This window comes from Okeania sp. SIO2C9 (assembly GCF_010672455.1).
Taxonomy (GTDB): Bacteria; Cyanobacteriota; Cyanobacteriia; order Cyanobacteriales; family Microcoleaceae; genus Okeania.
Map to the genome: position 1 here is coordinate 1 of NZ_JAAHGO010000065.1, position 15,557 is coordinate 15,557.

Consider the following 15,557-nt stretch of genomic DNA (forward strand, 5'->3'; position numbering starts at 1 on the left):
ACCGCATTTTGAGGGCAGGTAATATTCCGTCTCTGGCAAGTATTATTCGCGATCGCTCTTCTGTTAGTTCCTTTGGTTGGTCTTGGCAATTATAATCATTGCCTACCCCATCATATTGAGTGGATACCAGGAAAAGAACTCTGGAAAATGCTACTGCCAAGGTTAATATGCCGTTTGATTCGACTAATGCTCCAGAGATTAGCGATCGCCTAAGTTTTAAAAGATACGATCGGGGGTTCTATACAGTCCATTGAATAGCGCCTTCAAACAAATTCTGTTATTTATACACAGCAAGTTTTCTTTGTTCTCCGACCCCTGACTCTTGCTCAACGTTTCTAGATTTTTTTTGGAGATGTTTATTTTACCCATTCACTGCCGATGGTTGATCGTCAATAGGAATTCTAGGAAAGCTAGGTAAATCTATTGCTCCTAGTGACAGGTGCTGTTTTTGTGGTACTTCTGATACCACATCTTCTTCAAGAACTTCAGGTTCAAATACAAGTGGTTCCCAAGTTGGTAGATGTAACTTACTACTTGGTGGGGGTGTCTGTTCTTGATATTGCTCCACATCCTCTGATACTTCAAAAAAGCCTTCTGCATCTATGTCTTTTTCTGGCTCTTCTTGATACTCACTAACATTCCACTTTCCTGTAGCTATATTCCATGATATGCGTTCGCTTTTAACTGTTGTTATTGCTTCATATTCAGAAGTATCACCTTCTAGATATTCCTCTACTATTATGTTATTTTCTGCCAATTTTTCTACTTCCTGAGATGAATTTCTATATTCATCTAAATAGTTTTCCTCCATAACTACATATTCTTCTGACTCGATATCTTCTAATGCCATTGCTGGTGATTTTTCATCTATCAATTCATAATTTGGGTCTTCACCTATTCTACTAAACGAGGGTAAACTAGGATTTAATTGACTTGTACTGACCTCTTGAGATAACTCGTTTTGATAAATATTTTTGTCTGATAATGCTACCTGTTCAGGTTCTGCTAAAGCTTGTGGTAAATCTATTTTCTTGCCCAGGCTAATTTTGGCAATATTTTTTTCTTTATTGCTAAAAAGAGCTTCTTGTTGCTGTTGATTTTTTGGCTGTGGCGACCAAGGTTTAACTGGTTCGGAATTTAATGAGGGTGGTTTTTTAGTGTTAGAGTTGACAAAGAGATGTTCTTGTTTTTGAGGTTCAGATAAAGAATGCACCTGAGATGCTATTACCGGAGATTCTTCTGTAGATATTTCTGTTGGTATATCTACTGTATCTATATTTATTCTCCCTGGCATTTCTAAGCATCTTTCTAATGCTGCTTTAAACTGTAGAGTTTGCTGCTGCTGGCGGTATAGTCTTGCCCGCAATTCTTTGCAACTATTTTCTAATTCTTTGAGATGATAAACTTGTTGGCTATAAGATTGTTTAGTTAAGGCACATTCTCGTTCCATTTGCGCCTGTTGTTGCTGACTCACATCCCACTTATCTGTTAGAGACTCTACTAAAACTTCCTGACGTTGAATAATTTGATTACATAGTTCCAACTTGTAGAATAGGCGAGTTACCTGTTGTTGAGTTGCTGCTAATTCTTTAGTTCTTTCTTCTAGCAACTTTTCTTGATTTTCTAGAGTTTCTTGACATTCTTCTAAGGCTGTTTCTAGGTCTGTAACTCGATTTACCAGTTCGCGGTTACAATCATGTAGAGCTTCCATAAGATTTGTAGATTCTAGCTCTTCAATGGAGTCTTTTGTTGGGCCTACTTTAATTTCTGAAGTTTCCTGGGACTTTTTTGGAGGTTGATTTTGATTGGTTGGTACTAAATTTTCTGCTTCTGCTGAAGCTGTTCCTACTACTGGAATTGAATCTACACTAATGACACCAGGAAAATTAACTGTTTCCCACTCATCATCCTCTGGGACAGATGTGTGTATTTCTGATTCAAGAGCTGGTTTGATCTGGTCTACATTATCATTATTATAGCCCAGTTTTTGATTACTTACTGGATTATTTGTTTCTGGTAAGTGTTGGTTTCCAGGAAGTTCCGCTTCTGGCATTGCTTTCACCTAGGATTTAGAGATTGCCTTCTGATTATTATATTAATGTTATCATCTCTCACCGTCAACCATCTTATTATGTTTATATATATTAGTAATACGGCGAGTAATACAGTTAGAGAAAAAATATATTTTATTTAAGGGTAGATAATTATTAGCTTAAGTATCTATAATAAAATTCATTTAACATTTTATTTTATTAGTTTAGTATAGACAAAAATTAAACTTCCTGTCTTACGGCAGTTTTTTGAATTTATTAAGAAATAATTCAATTCTCAATTCTCTAGGACTAGCGGATGTAGCTTTTATAGCAGAAGGAAGAAGGAAGAAAGCTTTAGTTATCTAGGGGATTCATTATCTAGGGGATTCATTATCTACAACAGAAGGAAGAAGGAAAAATCTGGCGTTGTCTGAGTTTTAAGCTTTTGGTGTGTTAGCGCCCTTTCCTTGGACTACATCATTACCGGAGTATAAATTGTTTTGAGAATCCCACTAAACATTAAAATATTAGAGTTGTGAGGAAATAAAAACTAAAACTGCTCAAAAGCTTACTGTATAAGCCTTTCAATTTAGGTAAATAAACAAAGACTAAAACCTTTAACATATAAGAGTTTTAGCTACTCTTTGAGCTTATTTTGCAACAAGTTTATTAATTAGTGGTAGGTCAGCTCATCTATATAACTACGCAAATAGGGCGCGGACATCTATGAAAATGCAAAATGCTCAAAGTTAGTGAGGGATTATTTGTGACTTCTGACTTCTGATTTAAGGCCATCTTTGTGATTGATCGCTAGTTGTGAAATATAATGAAAATCTATAGAAATAATTAAAAAGCGTTTCGGTCCAGAATGCTCCGCAAACAGTCGATTGGCCTTTAGTAGTCAGCTTTGCGCTAAGGGGGTTTAAACCTAAACTTTTAGCCCACTACAAAGCTGAGTGCTGTTTGCATAGCATTCCGGTACGGAAAATGCTGATAGCTAGTTAACGATTGATTTAGCCTAATTTCCAGAGGACTTTTTCCATGGCTTTGAATTTTAGATTTGCTATTGCTAGTGATTTACATATTGCAGTTCCTAATACTATTGCGGAACAAGCGCATCGTTTTCATTTGGTAGAAGTTAGTATTCCTGCTTTTGAAGTAGTATTAGAAAATTTAAGTAAGCTAGATATTGATTTTTTACTATTACCTGGAGATTTAACTCAAGATGGTGAGCTTGAAAATCATACCTGGTTAAGTAAAAAATTAGCTACACTTCCTTATCCAGTTTATGTAGTGCCCGGTAATCACGATGTACCGACAAAATTTACCAATGATTATTCTATTGGTTTGGCAGATTTTCCTAGTTATTATCACCATTGTGGATTTGATTACGAGGAACGATTATATTACACTAAACAAATTTTTCCTGGAGTGCGAATAATTGGGCTTAATTCTAATCAGTTTGATGGCTCGGGTAAACAAGAATATACAGGTGGTTTAGAAGCAGAACAATTAGATTGGTTGAAACAGGTTTTAACTACTACAAAAGAGGAATTAGTGATGGTGATGTTACATCATAATGTGATTGAACATTTACCAGATCAATCTCATAATTCTCTTGGTCGTCGTTATATGTTAGAAAATAGGTTTGCATTGTTAGATATTCTTCAATCTGCTGGGGTTAAGCTGATATTTACTGGTCATCTTCATGTTCAGGATATTGCTGAATATCAAGGAATTTATGAAATTACAACTGGTTCTTTAGTTACTTATCCTCATCCTTATCGTATCATTAATTTTACTACCGACTCTAGTGGTCAGCAGTCTTTAAAAATTGAAAGTCATCGAGTTAATTCTTTGCCTAATTTTCCCACTCTTAGTGATGTTTCTAGGAACTGGCTTGGCGATCGATCCTTTCGTTTTATGTTTAAACTTTTGACTAATCCTCCTGTAAATTTATCACCAGAAATAGCAGAAAAACTTGCTCCTAGTCTACGTTATTTTTGGGCAGATATTGCGGGTGGTGATGCTGTGTTTAACTTCCCTGAATTTCCGCCTCATGCTAGACAATATTTTGAAAGTTTTAGCGCCACTAATAGTATTGATAATAATGCTACGTTACTGTTGCAATAATCAGCTCTCCTGAAAAAAAATCATAACTTTTATCTTTTAAATAATTAAAAGTAGTCAAGTCAAAAGTTACTATTTTTTACTTTTGACTAATTATCTTTTTCTTTTGGTTTAATACCAACTTGAAAAAAGAATGGTATATTTAAGTAACACTTTAATCATTAAATAATTAACATAGATTGAATATTTTTTTTGACAGTTATTAGTCATTTATTGTTAATTATTCTTATGTTTACTTCGGGCTTGCTGATTAAATATCAAAGCATTGACTGATATTGATTGTAGCATTATTTTTGTCTAAAAAAGTGTCAGCTTTTCGGTGGATACGAGCTGCATAAAGCTAGTATTTTGGGACGATTATGGCAGAAAAATCACTCTTACAATTTTTCCGACTACCTCCTCTATAATTCCCATTCCTCCTGACTCCCCCTCCTGGGAGGAGCGCGGGGGTGAGTTGACTCCTGAGGACTGACTCCTACCTCTACCAAAAGACTTTCCATACGCAAACCCTACTTCGACGTAGGAATGCTGCATGCAACGTCCCTACCCACTCCCCTACTGCCACACAATGCGAAAATGTAGCAAATATTTATCAAATTGGTATAATACCCCGCCGTCTACAGGGTGTTGACAATTGGTTGAGGTTTGAGTCCCCATCCACTTCCTTCTTCCTTCTTCAAAAAGGTTGACGACAAATACCAAATACAGATGTATAACCATGTAAAAATGTACTACCACCCACCGGACCAATTTCACCATTACAGAAAAAGCCACTGATAGGGATATTCAAATAACTACTAAATAATCTAGAATCAAAGTTAGGTTTACCATATAGTCCTTCTCCTCGTCCCAAACAAGAAAACATTAAAGCCGTAGCATTATTTGTAGATTTAGTCTCAAAAGAAACTTCTCTTTGATAGCGCTCTAGTAAAATTTCTAAATCTTCTGCTGAGGTATTAGCATCTCGTAAATGAAATTGAATTCGTTGGCCCGCCCTTACCTTATCACCAATGGCGATCGCTCCTGCTTTAGGGTCAACTCCAATTAAATTACGAATTAGAAAATCTCCCTGTTTTAAGTTTTGCTGAAATTCGTCTCTTACTATACCGACAAAGAGAGAATTTTCTGCTAGCTTCCTGTCTTGTTCGTTGAGATTTTGTACTAAGCCTTGTAATGCTTCTAGTGGAGATTGTTTAATACCACCTACCATTTGGTCAGAACTAACGACTTCTTCAAGTTCTAGAACTATATTACGTTCTCCTTCTGTAACACGATATGGTTTACCAATAGGCCGACAGCCTTGTGCTACTATTGTTTCTAAAATAATCTTGCCAGATAGAGAGACTCCTACAGCTCCTTCTTCACAAAGGCGGTCTTCACAAAAAAGTCCTGCACTGTTGCCAGTAGGGCCACTACTAGCTAATCCTCCTACTTTAGCTGAATTAGGATAAGCATAATCTAGCCCTTGAAGCAGGTCATTTATTTTGGCAGAAAATGGGTCAGCGAGTATAATAAATTGAGGATTGTCTGTAGTAGGTACTCCGATGAGATTACACCAGTCATCGGGAGAACTGTCTAAGTCTGGTAGTTGTTCTGCACAGATGTGAAAAGCTGTTACTGTGACTTCTGGCAAATGTGCCAAACTGAGACTAATGGCTGGTTGGTGTTCTAATTCTTGTGGTTTTCCATCATCATTCATACCAACTATACCACCACCTCCACAACCGACGAGTACTGTTTCTGGTAAATATTCTTTTAGTAGAGGCATGAGTCGTGAATATTCACTGGTAAAGGCTGAGGAGATAAATACCAGTCCTAAATCTGCTGTAGTTCCTAATGATTCTAAACTTTTTTGTGCTACTTCTTTAACTGCTGCTTCTAATGAGGGACGGGTTGATAGAGAGTTTGACCACTGCATCTATATGGAGGCTCCTTGTGAATATATTTTTAATATTAATATTTCAGTATAGTTGGGATTATCGGTCATCAGGTATTAGTTATCAGTTAACTGTTAAGATTTTTAACAGGTTCATAATTGACCTCCACTATTCTGTTACTAGTTAGCCTCTTTCGGAATAACTGCGTTAATAGTCATCAATTAACTCTTTCTAATTCTAGTTGATGGCAAAAATTGAACCGGGACTCAATTAATATCATGTTTGGTTGAAAAGTTTAAAGAATTGGCGTTGCTGAATAATATCAAATCCGGTTAAACAGTTATAGATTGGTCGTCTTTAGGAGTCAGGAGTCAGAAGGAGAGGAAATCACAAAGACTTAGTAATTATGATGATTGGATATTTTTTTTATACCAAATTCATATAAAGTTGCATAGAACAATATTTTAATCAGGCGTTGCCTGTGCATTAAAGAAAGACTTGTTAATAAATTTCATAATTATGTGCCACCGCGCCACCTACCACCTAACAAATAATTCTATGCAGCCTCACATAAAATTGGTATTATGTCCAATTCCCCCAGATTTGATATAACAGTATGATTTTTAGTAGTTTGGAGTCAGTAAGGGATATAGATACAAACTTCTGCTTGCTTTATATAAGAATAGACTAGACAGATAATACGATGCAAAGGGCACGGACAACTCAACAGCTTAAAACTTAGACAAAGTAAGATTTTTCCTTCTTCCTTTGAATAATTTAATAGTTATAAAAGGTCTGGTGAAAGTCTAAAGATTAATTTTAACTCTTGGTTAGTGCCAATTGTTGATTTTAATTACCTGTGTTTCTGTGGAAAAGACAGTAATTAATATGATTTTTGTAGTCGCATAACTTGATAATAATCAATTATTTTTGGTACATTTAATATCATTATTTGTTAGAGACGAATTTTGATTAAGTTTATTTAACTTTGCCAGATAATTATTAGGAAGTTTTATATAAAACTGCTAAATCTTTGCTTAAAATAGACTATTGGTAATATTAAAACCTTTGTAAAAGTAAAAATCCAGTATTTGTATTATCCTTTATTTTCCCTATTTCTAACAATCAAATTTTTGTACAATTACTCACTCTAATTGGTATAGCGCTACTTAAATTATTATCATAATATTTTTAATTTAATTTCATAAATGTTACTTATAAAACAGGTTATCGTTATCTGTTATGTTAATATATTAAGTATTGTTTAGCAAGCTGGACATTTAGTACAGTTTGAAAGTTTGATTTTTTTGTCAATGAATATTAAAATATCAAGATCATTTGGTAGGGAATCTCTCGTAGCATATATAAATGATAAAGAGGTTAAATTTTAATTTGTCTCTTTACCTGACCTATTTTTCAATTTCTAACCCTTAATTTTATATTTAGGAATTGTGTACCAAAAATCGTAGGTAGTAAGTTAAGTTAAGTTAAGTTAAGAATAAAAAAACTATGACTAATAACAACATTCAGGAAAAAATTGAACAAGAGCGCGAAGAAGCTCGTGCTATTTGTGATGCTTCTGGTGCTAATTCCAAGGAATGTGCAGTAGCTTGGGATTCGGTAGAAGAGCTTCAAGCTGAGTCTGCTCATCAAAAGCAAAACAAGTCTCAAAGTTCCTTGGAAAATTATTGCGATGATAATCCTGAGGCTGTTGAGTGTCGAGTATATGACAACTAGAGCCAATTTATTGATTTAATAAGCTATTCAGCCGTAGTTTATTAAATTAAACATATTAATTTAATGCTTGCCTGGTAAGCAACTGAAATATTGTTGAACTTATTAATTCAGTTGCTTATCATTAGAAAAAAATATACCAGAAATAACTTTTTAAAGTTAATTACGATTATAGTTAAATTTTTATAAGTTACTATTTTTATAAGTTACTAATTATGTTAAATTTTTTACCCATAGCCATCACATCTGGATTGGAGATTTGGGTCTGGATGGACTATAGGCTAGCGGTATTATTTACTGTGGTACTACCCCTGTTTATTTTAATTTGGGCTTTTGTCAAAAAATCTGAATCTATTCAACGTTTGTTGATTACTTATTGGCGAGTTTCTAGTTTATTGGCAATCACAGTTTACTTAATGATTGCAGCAGTACCTATCAGTTTTTTAACATCATTAATAGCTAGAATTTTAATTCCTATATCTTTGTGGTTTTGGGTAGATTTGAATGAGGAAATTAGAGAATTACGAAATTCTCCTCTGAAGGCTAGTTTAACTTCTTGGCGTTGGGCTACTACATTTTATAATTTAATCGGAGCATTATTCCAAATTCCTCTTTTGGGGTGTGCTTTTAAATCCCGAAATGATTTACTCGAAGATTCATTTTGTAATGTTTGGCTAGACCCCCCATGGTTATTTAAACAAATTTTCCATCCAGACTGGCCTCAAGAATTTATTGGTTTCTTGGGTTTTACCGGATTAATAATCTATACAATTTTTCTCTGTTATTTTGTTTTGGTTAAGTTACAGAAGCAAGGGCGATCGGCAACAGGCAATTAATATAATTAATAATTAATAATTAATAATTAATAATTACCTCTCCTTGAAAATCCTTTGAGTAAAAATGAATTTGCTATAAGGAGAATAAAGCAAATTTTATCGAATAATTAAGGTTGAAAGGCTTTTATTTAAAGAATAAATAAAGAAAAAAATACTGGCTAATCCTATGCTTTTTAAGGAGAGTAAATAATTAATAATTAATTGTTTAACTATCTACTGAAAGTTATTCAGTGATCTTATATAGAGTGCTTTATCAATCAATAAAGAAATGAATAGCATTTCTCATCGTTTGGAACAATACACAATTAAAAAACCGAATCAAGTATTAATAGTTAAAGTTGAAATTGATGGAGAACCAGATGAAATAGCTATTTTTAAAGGTTTTTCTAGTTCCCTAATCAAACCTACAGCTTTCGACCCAGATATACCTGTATTACCAGAAACAGCTAAAATTATTAGTATCGATTTGGTTGCTAGTCCCTACAATCCAGAATCACCTACTTATCTTAAACAGGGACTGACTAGGGAACAAATGCAGTCCCTGCTACTAGAAGTAGGAGTTTAGTTTAGTTAGCCCCACCAGAAGCTTGCAGACGCGCTCTAGCTCGCTTTAAAGCTTGTTTGGCCTTTATTTTTGCTTGAAGGTCGCCGTTTTCAGCTTTTTCCAGACTAGATTCAGCCTCATTGTAAGCTATACGAGCTGCTTGTTTGTCAATAGTGTCTCCTTTTTCCGCACCATTAACAAGTATCGTCACTTCATCTGCTTCTACTTGAGCAAAACCACCCATCAGGGCGATCGCTACCCAATCTTTTTGAGGACGAACTCGCATTACTCCTGCATCAAGGGCAGTTAACATCGGAGCGTGTCCACTTAAAATTCCTAATTGACCTGTTGTACTTGGTAGGATTACTTCTTGAGCTTCCGAGTCCCAAACTGTCTTGTCGGGAGATATTACACGCACAGTTAATGTCATTTGTCAATCATTTTTTGTTTATTTTTATTTGCGTTAGTTACTGAGTTGTCAGTTGACTAGTAGATCTCAGCATCGATAACCAACAAGCCAACTGTCAACATTTTTTCGCTAACTAACGATCAACATAGCTACTAAGACTATGCTTCTGCCTTCATTTTTTCAGCTTTGGCAATGACTTGGTCAATACCTCCCACCATGTAGAAAGCTTGTTCTGGTAACTCATCAAGTTCACCAGATAAAATCATTTTGAAGCCTTTCATTGTATCATCGAGCTTCACATATTGACCAGGAGAACCTGTAAATACTTCAGCTACAAAGAAAGGTTGTGATAGGAAACGCTCTATTTTACGAGCGCGAGCTACTGTTAGACGGTCATCTTCAGATAATTCGTCCAAACCTAAGATAGCGATAATATCCTGAAGTTCTTTGTACCTTTGTAGAGTAGATTGTACTGAACGAGCTACAGCATAATGCTCGTCACCTACTACACTTGGTTGCAACATAGTAGATGTAGAGTTTAAGGGGTCAACTGCTGGGTAAATACCTTTAGAAGCAAGTCCCCTTGACAATACTGTAGTTGCGTCTAGGTGAGCGAAGGTAGTAGCAGGTGCAGGGTCTGTCAAGTCATCCGCAGGTACATATACTGCTTGAATAGAAGTAATAGAACCTTCTTTTGTGGATGTAATTCTTTCTTGCAATTCACCCATCTCTGTACCCAGGGTAGGTTGATATCCTACCGCAGATGGCATTCTTCCCAGAAGTGCAGATACTTCAGAACCTGCTTGTACAAACCGGAAAATGTTGTCAATGAAAAGTAGCACGTCTTGCTTACTAACATCCCGGAAATATTCTGCCATTGTTAGAGCAGATAGACCCACACGCATTCTTGCTCCTGGTGGTTCGTTCATCTGACCGTAAACCAAGGCCACTTTAGAGTCGGGGAGGTTGTCTGGGTTAATTACTCCAGACTCAATCATTTCATTGTAAAGGTCATTACCTTCACGAGTCCGCTCTCCCACGCCACCAAACACGGATACTCCACCGTGAGCTTTAGCGATGTTATTAATTAATTCCATAATGATAACGGTTTTACCTACACCCGCACCACCAAATAATCCAATTTTTCCACCACGACGATAGGGAGCTAGTAGGTCTACAACTTTAATACCTGTTTCAAAAACGGAAGGCTTAGTTTCTAGCTCTACAAATTTAGGAGATTCACGGTGAATAGCAGATTTCTCCTCAGTTCCCACTGGGCCAAGTTCGTCTACTGGTTCGCCGATCACGTTAAATATTCTACCTAGAGTAGCAGTGCCTACAGGTACACTAATTGCAGCCCCAGTGTCTACTACTTCCATACCACGTACAAGGCCATCCGTGCCACTCATAGCCACAGCTCTAACTTGGTTGTCGCCTAGAAGTTGTTGCACTTCACAGGTGACAGAAACATCTTGTCCAGCTTCGTTTTGACCTGTAATTGTTAGGGCATTGTAGATTTCTGGAAGACTTCCACTAGGGAATTTAGCATCTACAACTGGACCGATAATTTGAGTAATTTGTCCTACGTTTGTTTTTTCTGCGGTGCTTACCATTCTATCTATTCTATATGCTTATTTAGCTATCCAAATTAATATACCCGACACTGACACTGCTATGGCATGAAAGCTTGCTGTTGCTTTTAGTGTGGGCTTCTTGTTCGATTAATCTTCCTCTATATCTGCAATTTTCAGAATATAGGTCTGACCAAATATCTGAAGGTTTTGCTTAAGTGTGAAAAATAATATATCGCACTTACTTCCAGTAGTAGTCGCTGATTGACATACTCCACTCACTTCAGGAAGTGGATTTTCCCAGACTGACGTCAGTGGGATTACTGGTTCTTCCAGACTGCTTAACTAGCTACGCTCTGGCAACAGTTAGTATTATGTGGGGCTGTCCCCAGTTGTTCAGGTAATTGGCCTTAGTTTTTGGATGCCCGACCATACTATCGATGGACTATTTATTTTTTAGTAACTGACCCTCTGCTACTCAGATATATCTCTTCGATAAAAAGGATAATTCTGTTGTAGTTTCATGGGTAAAGTTTGAGAAGGGATTGGTGACCATTCTCATGTGTTTCTCCATTTGTATCTAGGGAAGGCATTTTAACCCACAGAGATTCTTGAATATATTAGGTTGGCCTCAACCCCATGCTCTACATCAATCATCCGGGCTTTTTACTTTGGCCTTTCGACTGAACAAATTGCACTGTCATTTTTTAGAGTATCACTGAAGGGTTCATCAAAGGAGATATTAATTATTTTGCTGAGGACTTTTTTATCTGATTACTGTCAATATCATTTTGTGTGATTATTGTCAAGTTTGAAAAACGAATGATATGTGTTTTAATCGGAAAATATTTGTCAAATTGATTTAAGAAATTAGCGATCGCTCGAAATTTTTGCCAAAAACCTGGGTCTAAAGCTTCCCCCTTCTGGTGCTCGATCTATAATATTTGGGCATCTCATAGTTTTATCTGCAAAAATATGTCATCAAATCATACTAGAGCATTGACTTAATCAACGAATAACGATATAATACGTAAAAAAGCATACCATTAGACAGGATGCGCTCAATCTCCATGAAATCCATGACTAACCAAACTCAAATTAAATAATAAACAAAAAACTCTGATGGCACAACACGCGGGCTACTCTCGATGGTGCTACAACTGGGGTTTAAGTTTATGGAATACTGCTTACACAGATGGTTACAAGCCCAACCCTCGTAAACTCAGAGAGGTTTTTACCTTACACACCAAACCCCTCTACCCCTGGATGAAAAACTTGTCGTCTAAAGTTTATCAGTATGCTTTTCCTACGGAATGCTGCGCAAACATCAACTTGGGTGAAGCATTTAAGAGGTTCTTTCAAGGGTTGGGTAAACGCCCAAGGTTTAAGAAAAAAGGTAAACATGATTCTTTCACAATTGATAGTTGTGGAAAGCCAATAGAATTAAACGGATGGAGTCACAAATTACCTTTTATTGGTATTGTTAAAACTTATGAACCGATTGAAGCAACAACTCAAAAAATAACTATCAGCAGACAAGCTGGTGATTGGTATCTTAGCTGTAGTTATGAATTTACTCCGACTGCAACTTCAAAAACTACTGAAGTTGTAGGTGTAGATTTAGGCATTAAAACATTAGCAACATTAAGTAATGGTGAAGTCTTCAAGAGTGTTTTGCCTTACCGTCAAGCCCAAAACAAACTAGCTAAGTTACAACGACAACTGAGTAGGAAAGTTAAGCATTCAAGCAATTGGTACAAAGCTGTAGTCAGGCTAGCCAAACAAGATAGGCGAGTAGCTAACATCCGCAAAGATGCGCTTCATAAACTGACAACATATCTAGCCAAGAACCACGGCATTGTTGTGATAGAAGACCTAAATGTATCTGGAATGTTAGCTAATCATAAACTAGCTAAATCAGTTAGCAGATAGTGGTTTTATGAATTCCGTAGGCAGTTAAAATATAAAACTCAGTGGTATGGCTCTGAACTAGCTATAGTTGACAGATTTTTTCCGTCTTCAAAAACTTGTTATAACTGCGGTCATGTTCAAGATATGCCATTGCATCTGAGGACTTTTGATTGCTCTGAGTGTGGCATATCTATAGACAGAGATTTGAATGCAAGTATAAATTTGAAAAATGCGGTCGGCTTGACCGTCAATGCTTGTGGATGAGTTACCGCCGACGGCCTCAGTGGAAGCAAGAAGTAAACATTAAAATATCACTAATTATGACGTTTTATATCGGTTTTATGAAGCAGAAATCAAAGAAATAGTAATCTTAGTAACTAGACAGTGCGAAGTTCTTGGAATAACTATTAATAGCTAAGGCTTTCAGCGATCTAAAGGTTAAAAACTCTTTATTGAGAGTTGTAGGTACTGTCTCAATCAAATAATTACCACAAAGCAATAATTAGACTAGAAAAATGTCATTTGAAGGTAACTAGACAGCTTAAAGACTGGGCTATTATAGCAGTTTTCCTGCACGGTAGACCACAGTAGAGACGTTCCATGAAACCTCCTTACAGGGCGCGTGATTATGACAATGTGGTTCATCAATTGTTTCGGTAAATCCTAATTTCACTTCTACTGATTGTTCTAATTGTGGGCATAGAGTTAAAAAGTATTTATCAACTCGTACTCATATTTGTCCTCATATTGTCATATAGAAATATGCCGTGATACTAATGCAGCACACAATATATTGAATCGTGGATTAGAAATAGTAGGTATCTTGACATCCTCCCGACCCTGCTCTATGAGACAGCGCGGGATTCCCTAGCATCACTGTTAGAGACTTTCTGTTTCTTAGCACCCGCCTTCCGGGATTTATTCCCCTCGGGTCTAAAAGCGCGCTCCACAGACAAGCCAGCGCCGCCAAAGGGGGTCTCCCCCATGAGCGACTGGCGCTGACACTGCTCCTCCCGCAGCCTTCGAGGGTGGGCGTTCCCTCTCTTGGTCAGCATTCCCTCTCTTGGTCGGCGTTCCCTTGCGACTAGCGTCGTCGCGGGTTCCGACCGCTTGCGCCTGTCGGCGGCGCGGGGTCTGACCGCTTGCGGTCAGACGCCGACGCGGGTTCCCATCCGCAAAATGTTTATACTGGCGTTGATGTCCCTGTCATGGTGAGCTGCACACTCTGGACAATCCTACTCTCTAATGTTTAGAGGTAATTTCTCCACTACATGACCACAATTAGAGCAACGCTTAGAACTAGGAAAGTATCGGTCAATCTTGATTAATTCCCGTCCATACCATTCAGCTTTGTACTCTAATTGCCTGACTAACTCGGACCAGTTGGCATCACTTATCGCCCTAGTGCCGCTACGCGGAAGTCAGAACTCAGAACTCAGAAGTCAGAAGTATTGATTGGTAAGGCTTTTAGGATTTTGTAACTGGTCAGTTATTTCCGCCGTTCTGCACTAGCTAATTTATGGTCTCTTGGTGCGCGTTCCGCAAGCGAGCTGGGGTCGTCGCGGGGTCGCACCGCTTTTTAACCATGTTTTTTACCGCTAAATCTTCCACTACAATCAATTGGTTTTCTTTGATTAGCTGAGTGGTTAGCTTATGGGTATAGTCTAGTCTTGAATCTTTAATTTTTGCGTGTATCCTAGCTACTTTCAGCCTAGCTTTTTGATAGTTATTTGACCCAAAGGTTTTCCTAGTAGAAATTGAATCAGGGAGATCATCAAAAAAGAGGAAAAGAAAAAGCAGCTCCCTTTTGTCTTTGACCATAGGATAGAGAAGCCAGTGCGCCCTTGCGGGTCTCCCAACAGTCATGCAACTGGCGTGGTGTTGTAGTGCCTCCTTTCCTAGGTCATGCTGCGCAAACGGAGGAGCTACGCTAACACGAGCGTCAGGGTAACACCTGCGATCCGAAGGATATGTCATATTTGACTATATCTTTATGAACTATTGAGTGGAATAACAGTAACGTAGGGCATACAGGAACTGCCGATTTAGCCTCCTACAGAGGAGTTTTCCTGTCGGAATGCTGCGCAAACGCTAAGGGAAACCCTTGGGGAAATAACAATCTCTACTGATGATGGGCAACCTGATTCAGGAAGTTACGTCCTTGTTGGCATAGTCTTGCGGAAGGCAAACCAAGAATCACCACTGGGTAAGAATCCCCGTGCGTTTACACCGGGGAGTATGTCAACCCATGAGAATAATTTTATGTTTTAAAAGTAATTACAATCAGAAAAAATGTCAAATATCTTTGGAAATATCATCGGCATCTTTAGAAAAAATGGTCGATTCGGAGTAGATAATTTATATTTTTTTAAGCAATTTTTTCAGTAATATTAATTATAGATTAAAGGATTAATTAATACTTTAGGGCAGTCATAATGTGTTATATCATTTTGATAAATATTTGGTATAAATAGTTAAGTTATTGCTAGTAGTTCAGAAAGTTTAATTTTTA

At 37.1% G+C, this 15,557-nt stretch carries 11 protein-coding genes and 2 pseudogenes; 7 read left to right on the top strand and 6 right to left on the bottom strand.

The annotated features are described in order from the left end of the window. The first annotated feature begins 119 nt into the window (after positions 1 to 119). Positions 120 to 254 (top strand): hypothetical protein, encoded by a 135-nt coding sequence (locus F6K23_RS31100; RefSeq protein ID WP_293163203.1) that lies wholly within the window; start codon positions 120 to 122, stop codon positions 252 to 254. A gap of 107 nt (positions 255 to 361) precedes the next feature. Here F6K23_RS31100 and F6K23_RS31105 read toward each other — a convergent pair whose 3' ends face one another. Continuing rightward, positions 362 to 2,053 carry a hypothetical protein gene (locus tag F6K23_RS31105; protein ID WP_293163206.1) on the bottom strand — a complete coding sequence of 564 codons (1,692 nt, stop codon included), beginning with the start codon at positions 2,051 to 2,053 and terminating at the stop codon, positions 362 to 364. Between the two features lie 1,021 nt (positions 2,054 to 3,074). Here F6K23_RS31105 and F6K23_RS31110 point away from each other — a divergent pair. Beyond that, on the top strand, positions 3,075 to 4,166 hold the full coding sequence (locus F6K23_RS31110) for a metallophosphoesterase (protein WP_293163209.1): 1,092 nt from the start codon (positions 3,075 to 3,077) through the stop codon (positions 4,164 to 4,166). A gap of 673 nt (positions 4,167 to 4,839) precedes the next feature. Here the strand turns inward: F6K23_RS31110 and F6K23_RS31115 are convergent. Continuing rightward, entirely contained in the window at positions 4,840 to 6,081 is a 1,242-nt protein-coding gene (locus F6K23_RS31115) for an FIST N-terminal domain-containing protein (RefSeq protein ID WP_293163212.1), read from the bottom strand. A 1,468-nt stretch (positions 6,082 to 7,549) separates the two neighbouring features. On the opposite strand from F6K23_RS31115, the gene F6K23_RS31120 reads away from it, so the two are divergent. The 3 genes from F6K23_RS31120 (at position 7,550) to F6K23_RS31130 (ending at position 9,175) form a co-directional block, all read left to right on the top strand. Next, a complete protein-coding gene (locus F6K23_RS31120; RefSeq protein WP_293163215.1) occupies positions 7,550 to 7,777 on the top strand; it encodes a Calvin cycle protein CP12 in 228 nt (75 codons plus the stop codon). A gap of 212 nt (positions 7,778 to 7,989) precedes the next feature. Next, on the top strand, positions 7,990 to 8,610 hold the full coding sequence (locus tag F6K23_RS31125) for a DUF3177 family protein (protein WP_293163218.1): 621 nt from the start codon (positions 7,990 to 7,992) through the stop codon (positions 8,608 to 8,610). A gap of 268 nt (positions 8,611 to 8,878) precedes the next feature. Further along, entirely contained in the window at positions 8,879 to 9,175 is a 297-nt protein-coding gene (locus F6K23_RS31130) for a hypothetical protein (protein ID WP_293163221.1), read from the top strand. A gap of 1 nt (position 9,176) precedes the next feature. Here F6K23_RS31130 and atpC read toward each other — a convergent pair whose 3' ends face one another. Then, on the bottom strand, positions 9,177 to 9,584 hold the full coding sequence (atpC, locus tag F6K23_RS31135; RefSeq protein WP_293163224.1) for an ATP synthase F1 subunit epsilon: 408 nt from the start codon (positions 9,582 to 9,584) through the stop codon (positions 9,177 to 9,179). A 137-nt stretch (positions 9,585 to 9,721) separates the two neighbouring features. Further along, a complete protein-coding gene (gene atpD, locus F6K23_RS31140) occupies positions 9,722 to 11,176 on the bottom strand; it encodes a F0F1 ATP synthase subunit beta (protein ID WP_293163227.1) in 1,455 nt (484 codons plus the stop codon). A gap of 1,044 nt (positions 11,177 to 12,220) precedes the next feature. On the opposite strand from atpD, the pseudogene F6K23_RS31145 reads away from it, so the two are divergent. After that, positions 12,221 to 13,309 (top strand): annotated as a pseudogene (locus F6K23_RS31145) (RNA-guided endonuclease InsQ/TnpB family protein); the annotation flags it as partial. Between the two features lie 383 nt (positions 13,310 to 13,692). Continuing rightward, positions 13,693 to 13,803, top strand: a complete 111-nt coding sequence (locus F6K23_RS31150) for a zinc ribbon domain-containing protein (protein ID WP_293163303.1) — start codon at positions 13,693 to 13,695, stop codon at positions 13,801 to 13,803. Between the two features lie 477 nt (positions 13,804 to 14,280). Here F6K23_RS31150 and F6K23_RS31155 read toward each other — a convergent pair whose 3' ends face one another. Together F6K23_RS31155 and F6K23_RS31160 are read right to left on the bottom strand one after the other, a co-directional pair. Next, a complete protein-coding gene (locus tag F6K23_RS31155; protein ID WP_375340805.1) occupies positions 14,281 to 14,442 on the bottom strand; it encodes a zinc ribbon domain-containing protein in 162 nt (53 codons plus the stop codon). 181 nt (positions 14,443 to 14,623) lie between these two features. After that, positions 14,624 to 14,797: pseudogene (locus F6K23_RS31160) on the bottom strand (transposase); the annotation flags it as partial. Positions 14,798 to 15,557: the final 760 nt, after the last annotated feature.